Source organism: Anaerococcus tetradius ATCC 35098, from assembly GCF_000159095.1.
In the GTDB taxonomy this organism is placed as follows: domain Bacteria; phylum Bacillota; class Clostridia; order Tissierellales; family Peptoniphilaceae; genus Anaerococcus; species Anaerococcus tetradius.
In genome coordinates this window covers 284820-302153 of sequence record NZ_GG666296.1, presented here as the reverse complement: position 1 = coordinate 302153, position 17334 = coordinate 284820, and the positions used below count along the sequence as shown (strand labels likewise).

The 17334-nt window shown below is 35.6% G+C and carries 16 protein-coding genes; 1 reads left to right on the top strand and 15 read right to left on the bottom strand.

Annotation, left to right across the window (positions count from 1 at the left end; genetic code table 11):
* Positions 1-109: 109 nt before the first annotated feature.
* The 14 genes from HMPREF0077_RS04555 to HMPREF0077_RS04490 form a co-directional block, all read right to left on the bottom strand.
* The gene (locus tag HMPREF0077_RS04555) at positions 110-988 is read right to left on the bottom strand and encodes a class C sortase (RefSeq protein WP_004836792.1); all 879 of its coding nucleotides are present in this window, start codon (positions 986-988) and stop codon (positions 110-112) included.
* Complete coding sequence (locus HMPREF0077_RS04550; RefSeq protein ID WP_004836791.1) at positions 957-1832, bottom strand: class C sortase; 876 nt, start codon at positions 1830-1832, stop codon at positions 957-959. Before HMPREF0077_RS04550 ends, HMPREF0077_RS04555 begins: the two co-directional genes overlap by 32 nt.
* The gene (locus HMPREF0077_RS04545) at positions 1822-2772 is read right to left on the bottom strand and encodes a class C sortase (protein WP_004836790.1); all 951 of its coding nucleotides are present in this window, start codon (positions 2770-2772) and stop codon (positions 1822-1824) included. The genes HMPREF0077_RS04550 and HMPREF0077_RS04545 overlap by 11 nt, the downstream gene beginning before the upstream one ends.
* A 55-nt stretch (positions 2773-2827) precedes the next feature.
* Complete coding sequence (locus tag HMPREF0077_RS04540; RefSeq protein WP_004836789.1) at positions 2828-4696, bottom strand: MSCRAMM family protein; 1869 nt, start codon at positions 4694-4696, stop codon at positions 2828-2830.
* A gap of 336 nt (positions 4697-5032) precedes the next feature.
* Positions 5033-5389: a DUF1667 domain-containing protein gene (locus HMPREF0077_RS04535; protein WP_004836788.1), complete on the bottom strand. Its 357-nt coding sequence runs from the start codon at positions 5387-5389 to the stop codon at positions 5033-5035.
* Positions 5386-6645: an NAD(P)/FAD-dependent oxidoreductase gene (locus HMPREF0077_RS04530; protein WP_004836787.1), complete on the bottom strand. Its 1260-nt coding sequence runs from the start codon at positions 6643-6645 to the stop codon at positions 5386-5388. Before HMPREF0077_RS04530 ends, HMPREF0077_RS04535 begins: the two co-directional genes overlap by 4 nt.
* 10 nt (positions 6646-6655) lie before the next feature.
* Positions 6656-8077: an NAD(P)/FAD-dependent oxidoreductase gene (locus tag HMPREF0077_RS04525; protein WP_004836786.1), complete on the bottom strand. Its 1422-nt coding sequence runs from the start codon at positions 8075-8077 to the stop codon at positions 6656-6658.
* A 115-nt stretch (positions 8078-8192) separates the two neighbouring features.
* Positions 8193-9698 carry a glycerol kinase GlpK gene (gene glpK / locus HMPREF0077_RS04520; protein ID WP_040349419.1) on the bottom strand — a complete coding sequence of 502 codons (1506 nt, stop codon included), beginning with the start codon at positions 9696-9698 and terminating at the stop codon, positions 8193-8195.
* 11 nt (positions 9699-9709) lie between these two features.
* Entirely contained in the window at positions 9710-10279 is a 570-nt protein-coding gene (locus tag HMPREF0077_RS04515; RefSeq protein ID WP_004836784.1) for a glycerol-3-phosphate responsive antiterminator, read from the bottom strand.
* 206 nt (positions 10280-10485) lie between these two features.
* Positions 10486-11085 (bottom strand): sugar transferase, encoded by a 600-nt coding sequence (locus HMPREF0077_RS04510; RefSeq protein ID WP_040349418.1) that lies wholly within the window; start codon positions 11083-11085, stop codon positions 10486-10488.
* 33 nt (positions 11086-11118) lie between these two features.
* Entirely contained in the window at positions 11119-11817 is a 699-nt protein-coding gene (locus HMPREF0077_RS04505) for a pseudouridine synthase (protein WP_004836782.1), read from the bottom strand.
* The gene (locus tag HMPREF0077_RS04500) at positions 11814-12140 is read right to left on the bottom strand and encodes a PadR family transcriptional regulator (protein ID WP_004836781.1); all 327 of its coding nucleotides are present in this window, start codon (positions 12138-12140) and stop codon (positions 11814-11816) included. The genes HMPREF0077_RS04505 and HMPREF0077_RS04500 overlap by 4 nt, the downstream gene beginning before the upstream one ends.
* Before the next feature lie 40 nt (positions 12141-12180).
* Positions 12181-14736 carry an ATP-dependent DNA helicase gene (locus HMPREF0077_RS04495; RefSeq protein ID WP_004836780.1) on the bottom strand — a complete coding sequence of 852 codons (2556 nt, stop codon included), beginning with the start codon at positions 14734-14736 and terminating at the stop codon, positions 12181-12183.
* The gene (locus tag HMPREF0077_RS04490; RefSeq protein WP_004836779.1) at positions 14733-15236 is read right to left on the bottom strand and encodes a GNAT family N-acetyltransferase; all 504 of its coding nucleotides are present in this window, start codon (positions 15234-15236) and stop codon (positions 14733-14735) included. The genes HMPREF0077_RS04495 and HMPREF0077_RS04490 overlap by 4 nt, the downstream gene beginning before the upstream one ends.
* 117 nt (positions 15237-15353) lie before the next feature.
* Between HMPREF0077_RS04490 and HMPREF0077_RS04485 the strand changes: the two genes are divergently transcribed.
* Positions 15354-16535 (top strand): NAD(P)/FAD-dependent oxidoreductase, encoded by a 1182-nt coding sequence (locus tag HMPREF0077_RS04485; RefSeq protein ID WP_040349416.1) that lies wholly within the window; start codon positions 15354-15356, stop codon positions 16533-16535.
* Positions 16536-16644: 109 nt separating this feature from the next.
* On the opposite strand, the gene HMPREF0077_RS10945 is transcribed toward HMPREF0077_RS04485, so the two are convergent.
* Positions 16645-17280 (bottom strand): ATP-binding cassette domain-containing protein, encoded by a 636-nt coding sequence (locus HMPREF0077_RS10945; protein ID WP_248596433.1) that lies wholly within the window; start codon positions 17278-17280, stop codon positions 16645-16647.
* Between the last annotated feature and the right edge of the window lie 54 nt (positions 17281-17334).

The window sequence follows — 17334 nt, the reverse complement described above, 5'->3', positions numbered from 1 at the left end:
CTTTGTCGTAATTTTAGCTAAGCAATCTATTATTCCAAACAAAAAAATAAGCCTTGCAAGATTAGCTAATTTGTATCAGATGAAATTGGCTCCTGCAAGGCTCTTAGCTTTATTTGTTTTTTAATTTTCTAGTGTATTGGATTCTTCTGATTAATCTCATAAGGACTAAAATTATAAAAACTATTCCAAGACCAGCTCCTAGTTTAGTGAATGACTCTGATCTTTTTACTTTCTTAGCCTTTGATTCTTTGACTTCATTAGCCGACTCCTTTTTACCCTCCTTGCCCTTGTCCTCATATCTTAGGCAATTTACAAGAAGCCTATCTGGCCTAGGTGGATAGAAGGGGCTACAAGTAAGGAGGGTTAGGACGTCCTCATCTCCCCTTTTTTCTAGCCTATCCCAATCGTAAGGGCCTATTACTTCCTTATCACTAACCTTGTAGTGGAGGGTTTCTGTCGCTCTTTTCACATAGACATCATCGCCTTTGACTAACTCATCTACATATAGAAACATATTATCTCCCCACCAGTCCCTGTGCCCGGCTATAACAGATCTTGTTCCCTTGCCTCCTACTGGTATGCTAGTTCCTTCTACTTGGGCAACTCCCCTTGATATGTGATCAAGGGTAGCATCAAGATAGATTGGAAGATTCTTGCCAAGTTTAGGTATTACTAGATAAGCAAAAACTCGGTTAGAGTTTTTGAAATAATTGTAACGAGTTTTGTTATCCTTACTTGTAAAGGGATCGACTATTCCTGTATCGCTCCTTTTTATAAGTTCGTTATACTTTTCTGCCGACTTATTTTCTTCTTCGATTTCTTTTTTAGGTCGTTTTTCTTGTTCTTTTACAAATTCTTCAAGTTTCTTTTGGTAGGATAATTCATTAATCGTCCTATTTATGAGGGGAATAGTTATAAAAAGTAGGCCTGTTAGGATAAGAAGATATCCTAAGATGCTAATTTTTGTTAGTTTTGAATTTTTTTTCAATATCTTCTACCTCTTTTCTTAGTTTTATAGACCTTCTTTTTTCTCTTGTAGAACCTATTATCAAAAAGACTAGGACTGGAATTAGTGCTAAAACTAATTGGAAGAAGTCCGGTCTAAATCTTGGCGTGTTAGCTATACCATCATCTATGGCGTCTTGGTAAGGAATCCTGTGACCCCTTACCAAAAGCCTGTGAGAGTTAATCATGTAAGGAGTACAGGTTAGAAGGGTAGCTAGGTCTTTTCCTTCTTGGACTAGGATTGGCTCGAAGTTTGAAGGCTCGACTACTAGAATCTGATCAACCTTATAGGCTAGAGTTCCTTGGAGATTGTGGAAGTAAAAAATATCTCCTTCTACTAGTTGGTCTAGGTTTCTAAACAAAACGGCATTAGGTAGGCCCCTGTGACCAGTAATAACGGTGTGGGTTGACCTACCTCCTACTGGTAATGAAGTTCCTTCCAAGTGACCACAGCCCTTCTGAAGGACTTCTTCGCTTGTTCCTGCATATACAGGGATATCCTGGTTTATCTTGGGAATTTCTATATGGCCTATCATCTCATTAACTTCTAGCATATGGGCGTAATAGGCCTTAGCCTCCTTGACTCTTTTACTATAAGGATCGGCAAGCTTAGATGGATCAAGGGTCTCGTTGTAGACTCTGGCAAGCTCCATCCTCCTACTTACTTCCTTCTTATCAATTTCCTTAGACTGTTTTACAAACTCTATTATCTCATCTTCAGCCTTAATTTCATAAAACTTCTGTGAAATCATAGGATAGGAGAAGATTAAAAGACCGATTAGAAAGACTATGCCAAACTTTATCTTATCCTTTAAACTACTTCTCATCTTCTCTCACCTTCTTGGATTTCTTTAACAACTCTTCTTGTCGTTTCTTTATCTCCTCAATCCTAGAATAGTATCTCTTATTGTCCCTTCTAAGTCTCCACAAGTAAACTATTAAGACTATTATCAAGAATAGGGCTAGGAAGAATAGCAGTCTGAAAATCCAGTTAGCCTTAGTCGTCCTTATTAGCTCTTCATCAACAGCTGGTACATAAGGAACCCTATGTCCTCTTACTATAAGTCTGTGAGAATTAATCATTATAGGTGTACAGGTAAGAAGGGTTACATAGTCATGACCAGGAGAAATCAGCAAATCGCTGAAATTACTTGGCTCAATTACCTTGATTTGATCAACCTGATAGGCCAAAATCTCGGCAATATTATGCACATAAAACTTATCTCCAATCTCAAGCTCATTTAAGTGGGTAAAAAGAGTAGCTTCCGGTAGACCAGAATGGGCTGTAAGGACTGAGTGAGTGGAGTTACCTCCTATAGGTAGGGAAGTTCCTTCCAAGTGGCCAACTCCCTTCTGGAGGACTTCCTCAGCCGTACCAGCATAGATAGGAAGGTCTTGGTTAATCTTTGGTATCTCCACATGTCCTATCATCTCATGAACTTCAAGCATCCTCGCATACTCGGCCCTACCCTTTGCGTGTTTATCCTTAGCATAGGGGTCCTCGGAAACATTATTGACTAGGGAGTCATTATAAGCACGAGCAAGACCCATCCTTCTTTCGATTTCTGCTGTATCTAGCTTATTTACACCCTCGTTGAAGACGTTGACTTGATTGTTAGAATCAATCCTATAATAGATTCTATTTATCAAGGGATAAAGAGCTACTAGAAGTCCGATAAGAAATACAAACCTAAAAGTCCACTTCGCCCTTCTATTAGGCTTTTTCTTAACTTTTTTATTTTGTTTATTTTTTTTAAAAATAGCCATCTAAAATCCTTTACAAGCAAAATAGATACGATATCCCTACCGCATCTATTTATTCTTATGCTAGTTGTTTCCTATCTTCTCTTCTAACAATTAGGCTTCCCCCAATAATCATAAGAAGTCCAATAGCAAAGTAAATCCAAATCCTAATATCACCTGTCTTAACCATAGGTCCACGACTCCTATTTGTAATTATCTTTGTTGGAGTTGAAGGTGTTGGTGGGTTACTTGGAGGTCTAACAGGTGTTGGTGGAGGAGTTGGTTTTTCGTTAGTTATAATTTGAGCTGATTCAGAATATGAATTTGCATTTATTGTAAATGGAATTGGTTCATAATTTACAACATAGCCAGGAGCAGCAGTTTCTACTAGATAATAAGTGCTGCCATCTCCTTCATAAGGCAAATTATTAACTTCGAATCGTCCATCCTTATCAGACTCAACAGTTAATGGGTTTTTCTCATCTATATCAGCATATTCATTTTCGCCGACCTTTTTTACAACCTTAAACTTTGCTCCTTTAATCTTAACTTTGGAATTATTTTTTTCTACTTTAATAAACTTCCTACCACCAGTCTTCTTTTCATTTCCACCTGTTGGCTTTAATAGTTTGTTTATAATTTGTAATGCTTCCTGTTTCTTATTATCTTTATCTTTTAGATATATAACCCCATTCTCATCAACATTAAAGTAGTGTTTCTCTTCTGATTTTTCATATTTATCTGGAGTCTTTGTTTCTAAGAAGTAGTAACCTTCGCCAGCTGGCATCTTTCCTAAGAAAATATTACCTTCTATATCAGTATTAACTTCTTCAATATCTCCAGACTCATCGTAGATATATCCATAACCATAATCTCCGATGTTTTCACCCTTATCTTCTTTGAACTTTAAAGCTTTTCCATCTTTGTTAAAAACTTTAAATCCAATATCTTCTAGGGACTTTCCACTAGTATCTTTCTTCTTTACAAATGGAATCCTATCATTATAAACAACTATTTCTTCTTTAATTTCATTAGTAAAATCATCAGAATGTTTTCCAGTATTTAATATATTATTAAATTCGTTATATATACCCTTGGCTTCTATTTCTTCAAAATAGAAACTTCCCCCTTTAGGTAGTCCTTTAACTACTATCTTGCCTTCAGCATTTGTGGTCATAATAGTAGCTGTTTCTTTGCTTGCTGGCTTTTTTTCGGTACCTTTATCTATAGACTTAAATTCATAATATCCCAATTTTTGCTCTAAAATTACAGGATAATCTTCTTTTCCTTCTACATTTGATTTAGCTAAAAGTCTAAAATCTACCTTTTCTATTTTTCTATCTTTATTTTTAGTATCTTTTTTTACTAATACTATATCAGTCTTTGGTACAGGTTTTGTTCCCTTCAACTGTATATCTAATGTTTTTCCCTTAAATTGATTGCTTGGAACCTTAATTACAGTTGTGTTGAGTTTTTCAGATTTGCCAGAATCTATTCTTTCTTTCATCTTATTGTAAGAGTCATCGCTTTCCTTTATAAGATAATAAGAAACTTCATCTTTTGCTTGTTCGATTTCTATCGTGATTCTTTCATTTTCACCATTTTCTGTAATCTTTGATTCTTCACTTATTAAAAGTTCTTCTCCTAATGCTTCCTTGATTTTTGCTTCATCAAGTGCATCGAATTTTTTAGCAGTTTCTAACTCATCTATGGTTCCAGATGAATTTTTGGCTAGCTTATCTTCTGGCAACTTCCATACTTTTACTTGCCTAGTACTTGGCTTATCTGTCTTTTCAAGTATTTTGATGTCGAGATTAATAGTGTATTTTTCCTTACCACTATCTAGCTCGCCTTCAGATCTACTTATAGGTGCAAGAAATAAAGCTTGGAAAATCATTAGAACAGGTAGAAGGTAGGCTACCAGTCTAAATTTCACATCCTTTTTCATAATTCCTCCTAAAATTTAATAATCTTTTTCCTATGTAGTTAATCTTTGGCTAGATTATTATTTTATCTCAATAGCCTCTTTAGGCCTCATTTATTAGCATTTTTATTGTGATATATTTCACTTAACAATATCTATAACAAACGCCTTCTTTTTAATATTATTATAACATAGTTCGCTAAACAATACCATCACTTTGGGGAAATATTTAATTTTTTTTGAGATTTTTTATTTAGAATTTTTTCATAAAAAGAGGCTCCTGCATGATGATTTAATCATATTGCAAGAGCCCCTCCTTGGGCTATTAGCTAAGCTTTTTATTAGAATCTTGTTTTGGGCTTATCTATTGGCGGTTGCTACTAGGCTTATGCCTGTGCCTGCTATGGATTTGATGATTATATCACCTACTTTTACTGGTGCTTTTATGCTTGCTTTATTGATTTCTTCCATAGCTTCTTTCATCTTAGCCTTTGGAATGGCTTCAGATGTTTTTACTGGAACTGAATAAGCTCTTCCGCCTTCTACTTTTACTGTAGATGTTACAGTCCTTACTGGATTTTTGACTTCACTTCTGGCATATACTTCACCTCTTTTACAAGTGTTACCTGTAATATCAGTAATTTCTCCGTCAGCATCCATTGTTACTGTTACGCTACAGCCTAGAGGACAATTTATACATGTAAGATCTTTTTTCATATTTCCTCCAATTTAATTTCTATTTCTTTGGCTCCTTGAGGGACATCCTTCTTTTTAAGGATTAAATCTTCCATCTCACCTGGAGCATATACTAGTTTTCTCTTCTTTGCTACTTCTTTGCCATCGACAAACATCTTTAGGATTCTATTTTGATAGACGTTGTTTACCCTAAATCTTATGATGGCTGTTTCATTCATCGTATCAGGATTAATGTATTGAGGAAGGGTGTAGGATATTCCATCTCCTGCCTTTAGGTAGATTGGACTAGTCTCAGATTTTTTAAATTTACCTTCTATGTAGGCTGCTGCGTTTTCTGCTGCAAGTTCACTTTCATCTGTTACATAGTCTACTAGGTCATGAACGTGGAGGACATTACCACAAGCAAAGACTCCTTCTACGTCTGTCATTAGTCTATCTGATACTACAGCTCCCTTGGTTTTTGGGTCTATCTTGATTCCTGCTTCTCTTGTTAGCTCATTTTCTGGGAGAAGCCCTACTGATAGGAGGATAGTATCGCAGTCATAGTGTTTTTCGGTTCCTGGGATTACTTTCATGTGCTCGTCAACTTGTGAGAGTGTACATCCTTCTACCCTGTCTTTTCCTTCTATACTTGATATAGTTGTGTTAAAGTATAAAGGTATGTCAAAGTCATTTAGGCATTGGACTATATTTCTTTTTAGTCCTCCAGAGTAAGGCATTATTTCTGCTACACATTGAACTTTTGCTCCTTCTAGGGTCATTCTTCTTGCCATTATTAGACCTATATCTCCAGATCCTAGGATTACTACTTTTTTGCCTGGCATATAGCATTCAAGGTTGATCATCCTTTGAGCAGTTCCTGCTGAGAATACTCCAGCTGGTCTGCTTCCTGGTATGTTTAGGGCTCCTCTTGGTCTTTCCCTACAACCCATAGCAAGGATTACAGCCTTTGGCTTTAGGGTAAACATACCATTTTCTTCATTCATTAGAGTAAGGGTCTTGTCATGGGCAAAGTCTATTACTATTGTGTTTAAGAGAATGTCTATATCTCTTTCTTCTACTAGGTCAACAAATCTTTGGGCATATTCTGGGCCTGTTAGTTCTTCTTTGAATCTGTGAAGACCAAAACCGTTGTGGATACATTGGTTAAGGATTCCACCAAGCATTTCATCTCTTTCTACAACTAGGATGTTTTTTACTCCCAAATCGTAAGCTTTGGCTGCTGCTGCAAGACCTGCAGGACCTCCACCAACTACTACTAAATCATAATTCTTCATCACGCCCTCCTTACTTTACATGGCCTTTGATATAGTAGGAATCTGGGTGATTTTTAACTATATCATCGTAGTTTTCGCCAAGTTCTCTGGCGAGTATTTCCATAACTCTTGGTAGACAGAAGCCACCTTGGCATCTTCCTGCTGTAGCTCTGACTCTTCTTTTCACTCCATCAACAGTCCTAGCCCCAAGTGGACGATTAATAGCATTTACTATCTCGCCTTCTGTTACTTTTTCGCATCTGCAGATGATTTTACCATATCTTGGATCTTTTTTGATTAGGGCATCATGTTCTTCTAAGCTTAATTCGCTTGTTTTTGGTATCGGATTTCTGTCATAAGTAAAGTCTTTGTTTTCTTCAAGGCCAAGTTTGTCGCTAACAAGTCCTGCCATATATTCGCCTATGGCTGGAGAAGATGTTAGGCCTGGAGATTCGATTCCTATACAATCGAAGAAACCATCAAGGCTTTCTTTTAGGATAAAGTCTCCTCCTACTTCGTGGGCCCTGTTGCCTGAAAATGATGTGATTACCATTCTTACTGGGACATTGACAACTGTATCGTTTGATTTTTCTATTACTTCTTCTAGGTGTTCTCTAGTTGATCTTATGTCATCTTTTTCGTCTACGAAGTCTGATGTTGGTCCTACTAGGGTGTTGTTATCAATAGTTGGTGAAACAAGGATTCCCTTACCCTTTTCTGTAGGTAGGTTAAACATAACGTGGTTGACGTAACCTTGTGTATCCTTATCAAGAAGGAGGTATTCTCCACGTCTTGCTCTTATTTCAAACTTCTCATCGCTTACTTTATTGTGGATTTCATCAGAATAAAGACCTGCGGCATTTACAATTGTTTTTGTTTCATATGTAGCTTTTTCTGTTACGACTTTCCAATAGCCATCTTCTTTGATTGTATCAATTACTTTTGAGTTAAACTTATATTCAACTCCATTAATATTAGAAACTTCTGCAAAAGCAATATTCATTATGAAGGGATCAAGGATACCTGCTTCTGAACAATATAGGGCGTAGCATACATCATCAGAAACATTTGGCTCCATTTCTCTAACCTTATCTCCATCCATAATTTCCATGCCCTTAACTCCATTTTTTATACCAAAATCGTAAAGTTCTTTAAGTTGTGGGTAATTTTTTTCGTCATGGCACAATACAAAGGTTCCTATTTTCTTGTAAGGAAAAGCAAGTTTTTTTGCTTCTTCTTCCATCATTTGGTTGCCTCTGACATTCATCTTAGCCTTGAGGGTACCTGGATGAGCGTCATAGCCACCATGGCAAATGCCAGAGTTGGCCTTGGATGTCTCAGTACATACATCTTCGTTTTTTTCTAATAATAGGAATTTTCCTTTTTTCTTTGATAATTGGTAGGCAATTGATGTTCCGGTAACTCCACCACCTATAATTATAGCATCATACATATATTCCTCCCTTTTAATGGAAAAGAAGGCGAGCTAAAGTAGGGTAATACTTTAGCTCGCCTTCTCTAATTTCTATTTAGTTTATATCTTACCTTATTTTTTAAAATTTGTTAAGTTATTCCTCGTAAGTTTTTGCCCAAGAGAATGATCTATCAACTGCTCTTTGCCAGTTTCTATCTTTCTTATCTCTTTCTTCTTTTGAGATTTCTGGGGTAAATTCTCTATCAACTAGACGATTTTCTTTTATTTCATCTAAGTCTTTGTAGTAACCTACTGCAAGACCAGCAAGATAAGCTGCACCAAGAGCTGTTGTTTCAAGAGTCTTTGGTCTTTCTACCTTAGTTTGAATCATATCAGCTTGGAATTGCATCAAGAAGTTGTTTGCAGAAGCGCCACCGTCTACTTTTAGTTCATGAAGGTCTCTTCCGCTATCTTTACTCATTGATTGAAGAACGTCATTTGTTAGATAAGCTAGAGATTCAAGGGTTGCTCTTACTATATGATATTTGCTTGTTCCTCTTGTAATACCTACTATAGAGCCTCTTGCATAAGCATCCCAGTAAGGAGCACCAAGTCCTGTAAAGGCTGGAACTACATAGCATCCATTAGTATCTTTAACTTTGGTTGCCATATATTCTGTATCATCGGCAGCATCTACTATTCTTAGTTGATCTCTTAGCCATTGGATAGCAGAACCTGCAACGAAGATTGAACCTTCAAGTGCATAGTTAACCTTACCATCGCCAAGTCCCCAAGCTATGGTTGTTACTAGACCATTATCAGACTTAACAGCAGTTTCTCCTGTATTCATTAGTAGGAAGGCACCTGTTCCGTAGGTGTTTTTAGCATCGCCTTCACTAAAACAGGTTTGACCAAATAGGGCTGCTTGTTGGTCACCAGCCATACCTGCTATAGGAATTTCACCATCGAAATAACCTGAGAAGGTATTACCATAAACATAAGAAGATGGTTTAACATCTGGGAGCATACATTTTGGAATATTCAAGATAGAGCAAAGTTCATCATCCCATTCTAGGGTATGAATATTAAAAATCATTGTTCTTGATGCGTTTGAATAATCTGTAACATGAACCTTACCACGGGTTAGGTTATATACTAACCAAGTATCAACTGTACCAAATAATAGCTCACCATTTTCTGCTCTTTGTTGACCATTTTCGATATGATCTAGGATCCAACGAATCTTTGTTCCTGAGAAATATGGGTCAACTACAAGACCTGTCTTATCTTGGATAGTTTTTTTGTAGCCATCAGCTACGAGTTTGTCAGCCATATCTGCTGTACGACGGCATTGCCAAACGATTGCATTATAAACAGGTTTACCAGTAGCTTTTTCCCAAACAATAGTTGTCTCTCTTTGGTTTGTTATACCGATTGCTTCTATTTCATCTGCAGTAATACCTAGTTTTGCTATAGCCTCAGTGCATACACCTAGTTGAGTTGACCAGATTTCTGTTGCATCATGCTCTACCCAACCTGGATGTGGGAAGAATTGTGTAAACTCTTTTTGAGCTACTGACAATATCTCACCTTTTTTGTTAAAAATGATTGCCCTATTACTAGTTGTACCTGCATCAAGTGCCATGATATATTTTCCCATAATATCTCCTTTTACATTTTCCATACATCGCTATTAGATGATGATATAGCTATGGCGTTAGCGTTAAGAGCATTAATCACATCACTTTTTTCATTAATAAGGCCGCCAGCCACAACAGGAATGTGAGTTCTCTTTGATATATCATCCAATATCTTTGGCATAATTCCAGGAAGTATCTCTATGAGGTCACAATTTGCTTTTTTTACCGTCTCCTTAACACTCTCATAAGAAAGTGAGTCCAAGACGAAAAATCTAAGTATTGAAAATAGGCCTATTTGCCTAGCATATGAAGCATTTTGTGGCCTCGTAGTAATAATCCCGTCAGCATCAGTGTAATTTTTGATGAAAGCCGATGACAGTTGGGAGCTTGATAATCCTTCAATCAAATCCTCGTGAACCATGACTATCTTTCCATGTTTTTTTAGTTTAGTAACTATGTGAGGGATGCTTTCTACAGTACCAAAAAGCACGAACACTATTTTGTTTTCACTATCCAAAGAGTCTCTTAAATCTTTGTTGTTTTTGATAGCCATGATAATAGGATTGTCATAAATTGTATCAAATATCTCTTCGCTAGTCATACAACCTCCATGAACGCAGAAAACGAGCGTGTAAAATTTTCACAGCTCGCCATCTCTTATATATTCTCTTACTAGTAGTTTACCACAAACAAAAAAATCTTGCAATCATTTTCATAAAATATTTTATGTATATTTGTGAGATTTGGTTTTTTACAAGCTTTGTGAACTAAAATTTTTTTCGAAAAAAGGAAAATGTTTAGTTTTTTCTAAAAATCTTCCTTTTTTCCTTCGCTAATTCCCTCGCCAGCTAGGACCTGAGGGATAGTTTTTAATATAATTTTAAAATCATTTAAGAAAGTAACATTTGCTGCATATTCTCCGTCGGTCTCAGCCTTTTTTTTGGGAGGTAGATTATCTCTTCCAGAAATTTGGCTAAGGCCAGTAATACCAGGTCTTACATTTATGGCTCCATATTCTTTTCTTAAATTTATTAACTCTGTTTCTTTTAGGATGACAGGCCTTGGACCTACTATACTCATATCACCCTTAATAATATTTATCAACTGGGGAAGCTCATCTATTGATGTCTTTCTTATGAAGGAGCCAACCTTTGTAATATAGCTATCAGCATTAGCAAGCTCCCATGTCGCAGCGTTTTTGGGTGCATCCGTTGACATCGACCTGAATTTAATACAAGAAAAAGGCCTAGCTCCCATGCCTGATCTTTCTTGGATGAAAAAGACTTTGCCTTTAGGCTCTTCTATTTTTATGGCCAAGGCTGTAAGCAAAAATATAGGTGAAAGGATTATAAGGCCTAGGAGGGCCAAGATCCTATCTAGTATATTCTTTACATATTTCTCGTACATAATTTTCTCCATTAATCTTAACTAATCCTAATTCTACTCTACAAATAGGGATATTTCATCATCACTTAGTTCCCTATATTCTCCTTCAGCAAGGTGGCTATCAAGTTTTAGTTTTCCTATTGCAAGTCTTTTTAATTTTAAAACTTCATTGTCGCAATTAGCGAATAGTCTCTTGACTAAGTGAAACTTACCTTCTGTTACCCTTACTAGGGCCTTTTTCTCTTCCAAAATCTCAAGCTTGGCAGGTCTTGCTGTATAGTCGTCTTCTTTGATATAGACACCTTCTTCGAAAATCTTTATGAGGTCATTTTTAATTTCATCACGAGTTTCTACTTGGTAAGTCTTTTCTATGTTAGAATTGGGACTTGTAACCTTGTGGATGAACTTTCCGTCAGTCGAAAGAAGGATAAGACCTGTCGTATCCTTATCAAGTCTTCCTGCTATAGAAAGATCTAAGCCCTTATAAAAATCATCCAAGATGTCGATTACAGTAGGATCCTTATCTTCTGTCGCAGAAAGAAAACCAGCTGGCTTATTCATCATGATATATATATTTTCAAAGTAATCTACGAATTGATCCATGTAGTAAACTTCATCAAGGTCTGGATCTACCTGGATTGATGTATCCTTTACTACTTGTCCATTTACTCTTATGGCTCCCTTTTTAGCATTACGCTTGATATTTTTTCTAGTATCTAGGCCGGAATTTCCGATCATTTTATCTAATCTCATTTTCTACCTTTCTTCAAAACATTATTTGTGGCAAGACTAAGCTCATCAAAAGAAGTATAAAAACCTTCAAGATATTGCCTACCCTTGGGACTAATATAATAATACTTCCTCCTTGGTCCAATCTTTGACTTCTTGTAGGCACCAAAGATTAGGCCCTTCTTGGATAATCTTTGAAGGATGGGATAGACTGTTCCCTCAGTCATAGCATAGAAGCCTGAATTTTTAAGCTCCTCTACTATTTCGTAGCCATATGTTTCGTTATTTTTTATTATATGAAGGATAATTCCTTCTATTACTCCCTTTAGCATTTGAGATTCAATCATTTTATCACCTGCCTATATTGTATAGCACAGTAGCGTATTTTCAAGCTCTATTGCAATAAAATTTCATCTGACAAAATTTACAAGCATCTTTATCATCTGTCCTTTTATCAAAATTTTCCTCAATAATATTTTTAGCTACATTATCAATTTGATCTAAAGCAAAGTTTTCTTCACAAACTTTAATTAGCTCATCCTTTTCTATAAAATACAAGTACATATCCTTAACTTCTTCTCCATTAAGCTTCATTAGCTTATTGTAAGTTATTACTTGCTTTTTGTATTTGTCTAGGCTATTTTCGTTAAATGATCCTGTCTTTAGGTCCATAAGTGATTGATCTTTTAAAATTACATCTATGTTACCTTGTAGGATATAAAAATTCCTATCCGCCTTATAATTAACTTCGCTAGACCTGACTTCAAAAGCCGTATTTAAGAGATTCCTTATAGGAATAATGAAGCTTTCATTTTCTTTGAGGAAGTCTGTCATAGCCTTTTTGTCAAAATTGTCTGAATACATATATTGGGCTAGCTCGTGAACCTTAGAACCAAAAATAAGGCTTGGAGTCTTTTTTTGCCTGTAGGATAATTTCCTTACAAATTTATACTTGAGTGGGCAAGTTAGGTAGACAGCAATATCTGTTGTATAGGCAAGAATTTTCTTCTCCCTTGCTTTTTTTGCCATCTTAAAGTCGATAGAAGCTAGGATTGATGAGTCATCAAGGCTTAATGCGAAGTTTTTAATCCTAAAGTCCCTCGAATTATCCAAAACAACCAGGAGATTTTTGGCCCTGGTAAAGGCTGTGTAGTATTTTCTGTAGAAGTCTAGATTCTTTTTTTCAAGGCTATCACTTGCTAGGTAGGTATCTATATATTTGGGATAGTCCTTTCTTGGATAATCGTTAAGACTTGAAACAAAAACCACATCAAACTCTAGACCCTTGGATTGGTGGATGGTCATAAAATTTATGGCATCTTCGTAAGAGTCATCCTCATCAAATTCACTGATGGCGTTTTTCTTAAAATAAACATAAAGAAAGTTTCTTACAAACTTAGCCCCTGAAGCCTTAGTCTTGGGATAAATTTCATCGAAGTCGACACATAGATTTATAAATTTTCCAGTATTTTTGAATATCCTTTGCCTATCAAGCTCATCTACTGCCCCTCCGAGGATTTCCTTAAAGAAAGTAAGGCCCATTAGCTTATAGATAATAGCTGATAGGTCTTGACCATCTTCTAGGGTCAAAAGAAAATCATTAATTTCTTTTGAAGAAATAAAGCTATCATCTTCGAGGATTTTTTTAAGATACTTCCTGTAGGTGTTTTTTTGCCTTTCTTCATAGGACATAAATCTTTCATCAAAGTCCACATTTATGCGGTCAAAATTTGCAATTTTCATAAGGACATGGACAAAAAACCTAATCTCTTCTCTATGGAAAAATTTATCGCTCTTTCTATTTATTACTCTGATATTTTCCTTAGAAAATTTCTCCTCTAGGGCTTGTGGATAGGGATTGGCAAAGCTTGGAAATAGGAAGGCAATTTGATTGAGCTTTATCTTTTTTGAAAGAAGCTTTACGATTTTTACGAGATTATCCATCTCATCTGCTCTCGCCCTAACTATGGTGTTAGGATTTTCTTTCTCATCGACTGACCTTAGCTCTTTTCGGCTTGCCCCCTTGGCTTCTTCCATGAACTTTCTCGCCTTATCAATAATCACTTGATTGGACCTGTAATTAATATCGAGAAAATATTTCTCGACCTTAACTTTCCTTCTTTGGTAGAATTTCTCATCAAAATGGGTGAGGTTTTTAGCATCCGCTCCCCTAAAGGAGTAAAGGGCCTGATCATCATCACCGAAGACTATGATATTATTTGAATCAGTCAAAGCAAAGGCGATTTCTTCTTGGATTAGGTTGGTATCTTGGTATTCGTCTATAATTACAAGATCTATTGATTTTCTTATCTTTTCACCGATAAGGGGATCTTTTAGGAGGTCAAGAAATCTTTTTAGAATGAGCTGAAAATTAATTAGACCTAGCTTATTTAGAAGATTTTCATAGGTAAGATAAATTTCATAGCTTAGCCTATCCTTAGGATTTTCGGAATTTTTAAGCTCATCTAGGTCTAGGACTTGGTTGATTATTGTTTGAAAGATATCAAGGATAGTAGCTACTTCGTCTTTTTTTATGAAGCTATCAAAATTATCAAGACCCTTAAAAAGACTTAAATTTTCTCTTACTATAAACTCTTCCATAAAGGAGTCTATGATTTTGAGATTGAAAAAGTTTTGGTCGAGCCTCCTATATTTTGTAATGAAATCCATGGCAAGGGAGTGAAAGTTACCTATCATCATGTCCTTTAAGTCCACCCTAAGGCCTTCTTCCTTTAGCCTTGTAATTATTCTAGTATTAAGCTCATGGGCTGCCTTTTTGGTAAAGGTCGTAATAAGGATCTTGTTAGCTTTAAAGCGTTCGTTTTTTATGGCTTCTGCCACAAAATTTACAATAGTATGGGTTTTACCTGTGCCAGGCCCTGCTATTACGACAGCTGGTAGCTTGGCATTTTTAATAATTTCTTCTTGGCCTAAATTTCTCATAAGATTTTTTCATAGCAAAGCCTATCTTTAGCAATGCCGTCCTCATCTACTTGGATTATCCCAAGCTCCCTAAAAGAAAACTTATCAAGAAGGCCCCTCATCCTGAAATTATCTTCGTGGGTGTCTATCCTAAGCGAATCTTTGCCGTAGTCTTTTGCAAAGCTTACAAGCTCTTGCATAAATTTCGTACCGAGACCTTTTATCTTTGATGCAGAATCGACCATATAAGTATGGATAACTAGATAGTTTGACCCCTCAAAATCATTTTCAAATCTCTTATAAGTTGGCTCTACATTTTCACTTAGAAAGGCATAGGCATAAACTTCGCCATCCCTTTCATAAACATAGCCGGCTTCCTTTTCGATCTGCCCTTCTACAAGCCTCCTATCAGGGTTTGACTTTTGCCACTGGTCGACCCCATCTTTTTTAAGAGAAGCTTTCGCTAAAGCAATTAATTCTTCTATCCTTCTTATATCACTTTTTTTTGCAATCCTAATCATAAATAAACTCCTAACTTTCTTTTACTATACTATAGTCTTGGCTTAGTTAGTCATAGTTTGTAAGATAAATTAACAAAATGTATAATGGACATAGAAATAAAGATTGAAAGGAATATTATGTACGATTATCTAATTATAGGAAATGGAATTGCTGGCCTTTCAGCAACTGAAGAAATAAGAAAAAAAGATCCTCAAGGAAAAATATTAATAGTATCAGAAGAAAAACCATCAACTTATTGGAGAACAAGACTATCAGATTTAATAAGCAAAGACTTCACAGATGATGAAATCTTTGTTAAAAAAGAACCATGGTATAACGAAAGAAAAATCGAGGAAAGACTTTCAACTAAAGTAGAGAGAATAGATCCAGAAAAAAGAATAGCATATCTTGCTGGTGGAGAAGAAATAGAATTTAAAAAAGCCCTAATAGCAACAGGGGCAAGAGCCTTCGTCCCACCAATTACAAACATTGACTCAAAGGGTGTCTTTGCCATAAGAACTGTAGACGACCTTAGAAGCTTCAAAGAATATGTAGCTAACAAAAAAGAAATCGTAGTTATAGGCGGAGGAATCCTAGGCCTTGAAGCAGCCTTTTCTGCAAAAAAATTAGGTCTCGAAATAACTGTAATAGAAAGTTTTGACTACCTCCTTGCAAGGCAACTCGACCGTGAGCTTTCAGAAAAATTAGAAAAAAACTTAAACGAATTGGGAATAAAAACTATAACAGGCAAAAATACGGCAGAAATCCTCACCAAAGATGGAGCAGTTTGCGGAGTGAAGCTTGCTGATGGAACAGATTTAAGTGCCGATGCAATCATGGTTCAAGCAGGGGTAAGATCAAATATAAAAATAGCCCAAGACTCAGGACTTGAAACTGATAGAGGAGTTGTTGTAAATGATCACCTAGAAACAGCCCACGAAGGAATCTTTGCAGCAGGCGACTGTGCACAAATCGGACAATTTACTATAGGCCTTTGGACATCAAGCCAAGAGATGGGAAAAATTGCAGGCCACAACATGACAGGCGATAGCGAATCTTACAAACAACCAAAACCATTCTCAACCCTCATGCTTGGAGATATCAAACTTTTCTCAGCAGGCATGAACTCAGGAGAAGGAATCGAAGAAGAAAGAATAGAAAAAGAAGACAAAATCTACAAACTATTCAAAAAAGAAGATTCATATGTAGGAGGCATCCTCTGGGGAGACATCATGTATCAAAATGATGTAAAAAACATAGTATTTAACGGCAAAGCCCTTGAGGAAACAAAGCTAGGTACAGAGATTTTTGGTAAATAGATTTTAAAAAATTAAATAAGGTTACGCTAAAAGGCAGAGATTAACTTCCCTGCCTTTTAGCTTTTATAGGTAGCCTGATTTTTAATAATTATTTTAGAAGTATTCATTTTTAATAATTCTCAATAACTAACTCTTTATTTATAATTTTTATTTTCTTATCAAATACATTAAGAAATTCATCATTTGTCGAGTGACTAACACAGATAATTAATTTATCTTGGATTCCCTTTATTATTTTAGAAATCAGAATCTCGTTTTCAAAATCTAATGCAGATGTTGGCTCATCCATAATAATAACCGACTTATCTAAATATAAAGCTCTTGCTAAATCCAATCTTTTTTTCTCACCACCTGATATACTATCTTTACTTAAAACACAATCAAATTCATTATCTTTTGAATTAAACCAGTCAGAAAGACCCACTTTTTCTATACACTCTTGTGCTCTTACTAAATCTACATTTTCTGAAAATAAAGTTATGTTATTTAGTATACTTGTATTAAAAATTATAGTTTCTTGTGGTATATAAAACATATTATCGTAATAAGATGATTTATCTATTTCTGATAACTTCTTTTCGTTGATAGCAATATAATCATTAGCATACTCATATATTCCAAACAAGGAATTAAGAAATGTACTTTTTCCAGACCCACTTTCTCCTAAAAGTACGTATTTATTTCCATTCATAAAGTTAAAAGAAATGTTTTTTAAGATAATTTTATTAGAAAAAGATAAATTCAAATTCTTTATATCAATTTTTTCTATCTTACTTATATTGCTATTGGGTTTTTTATC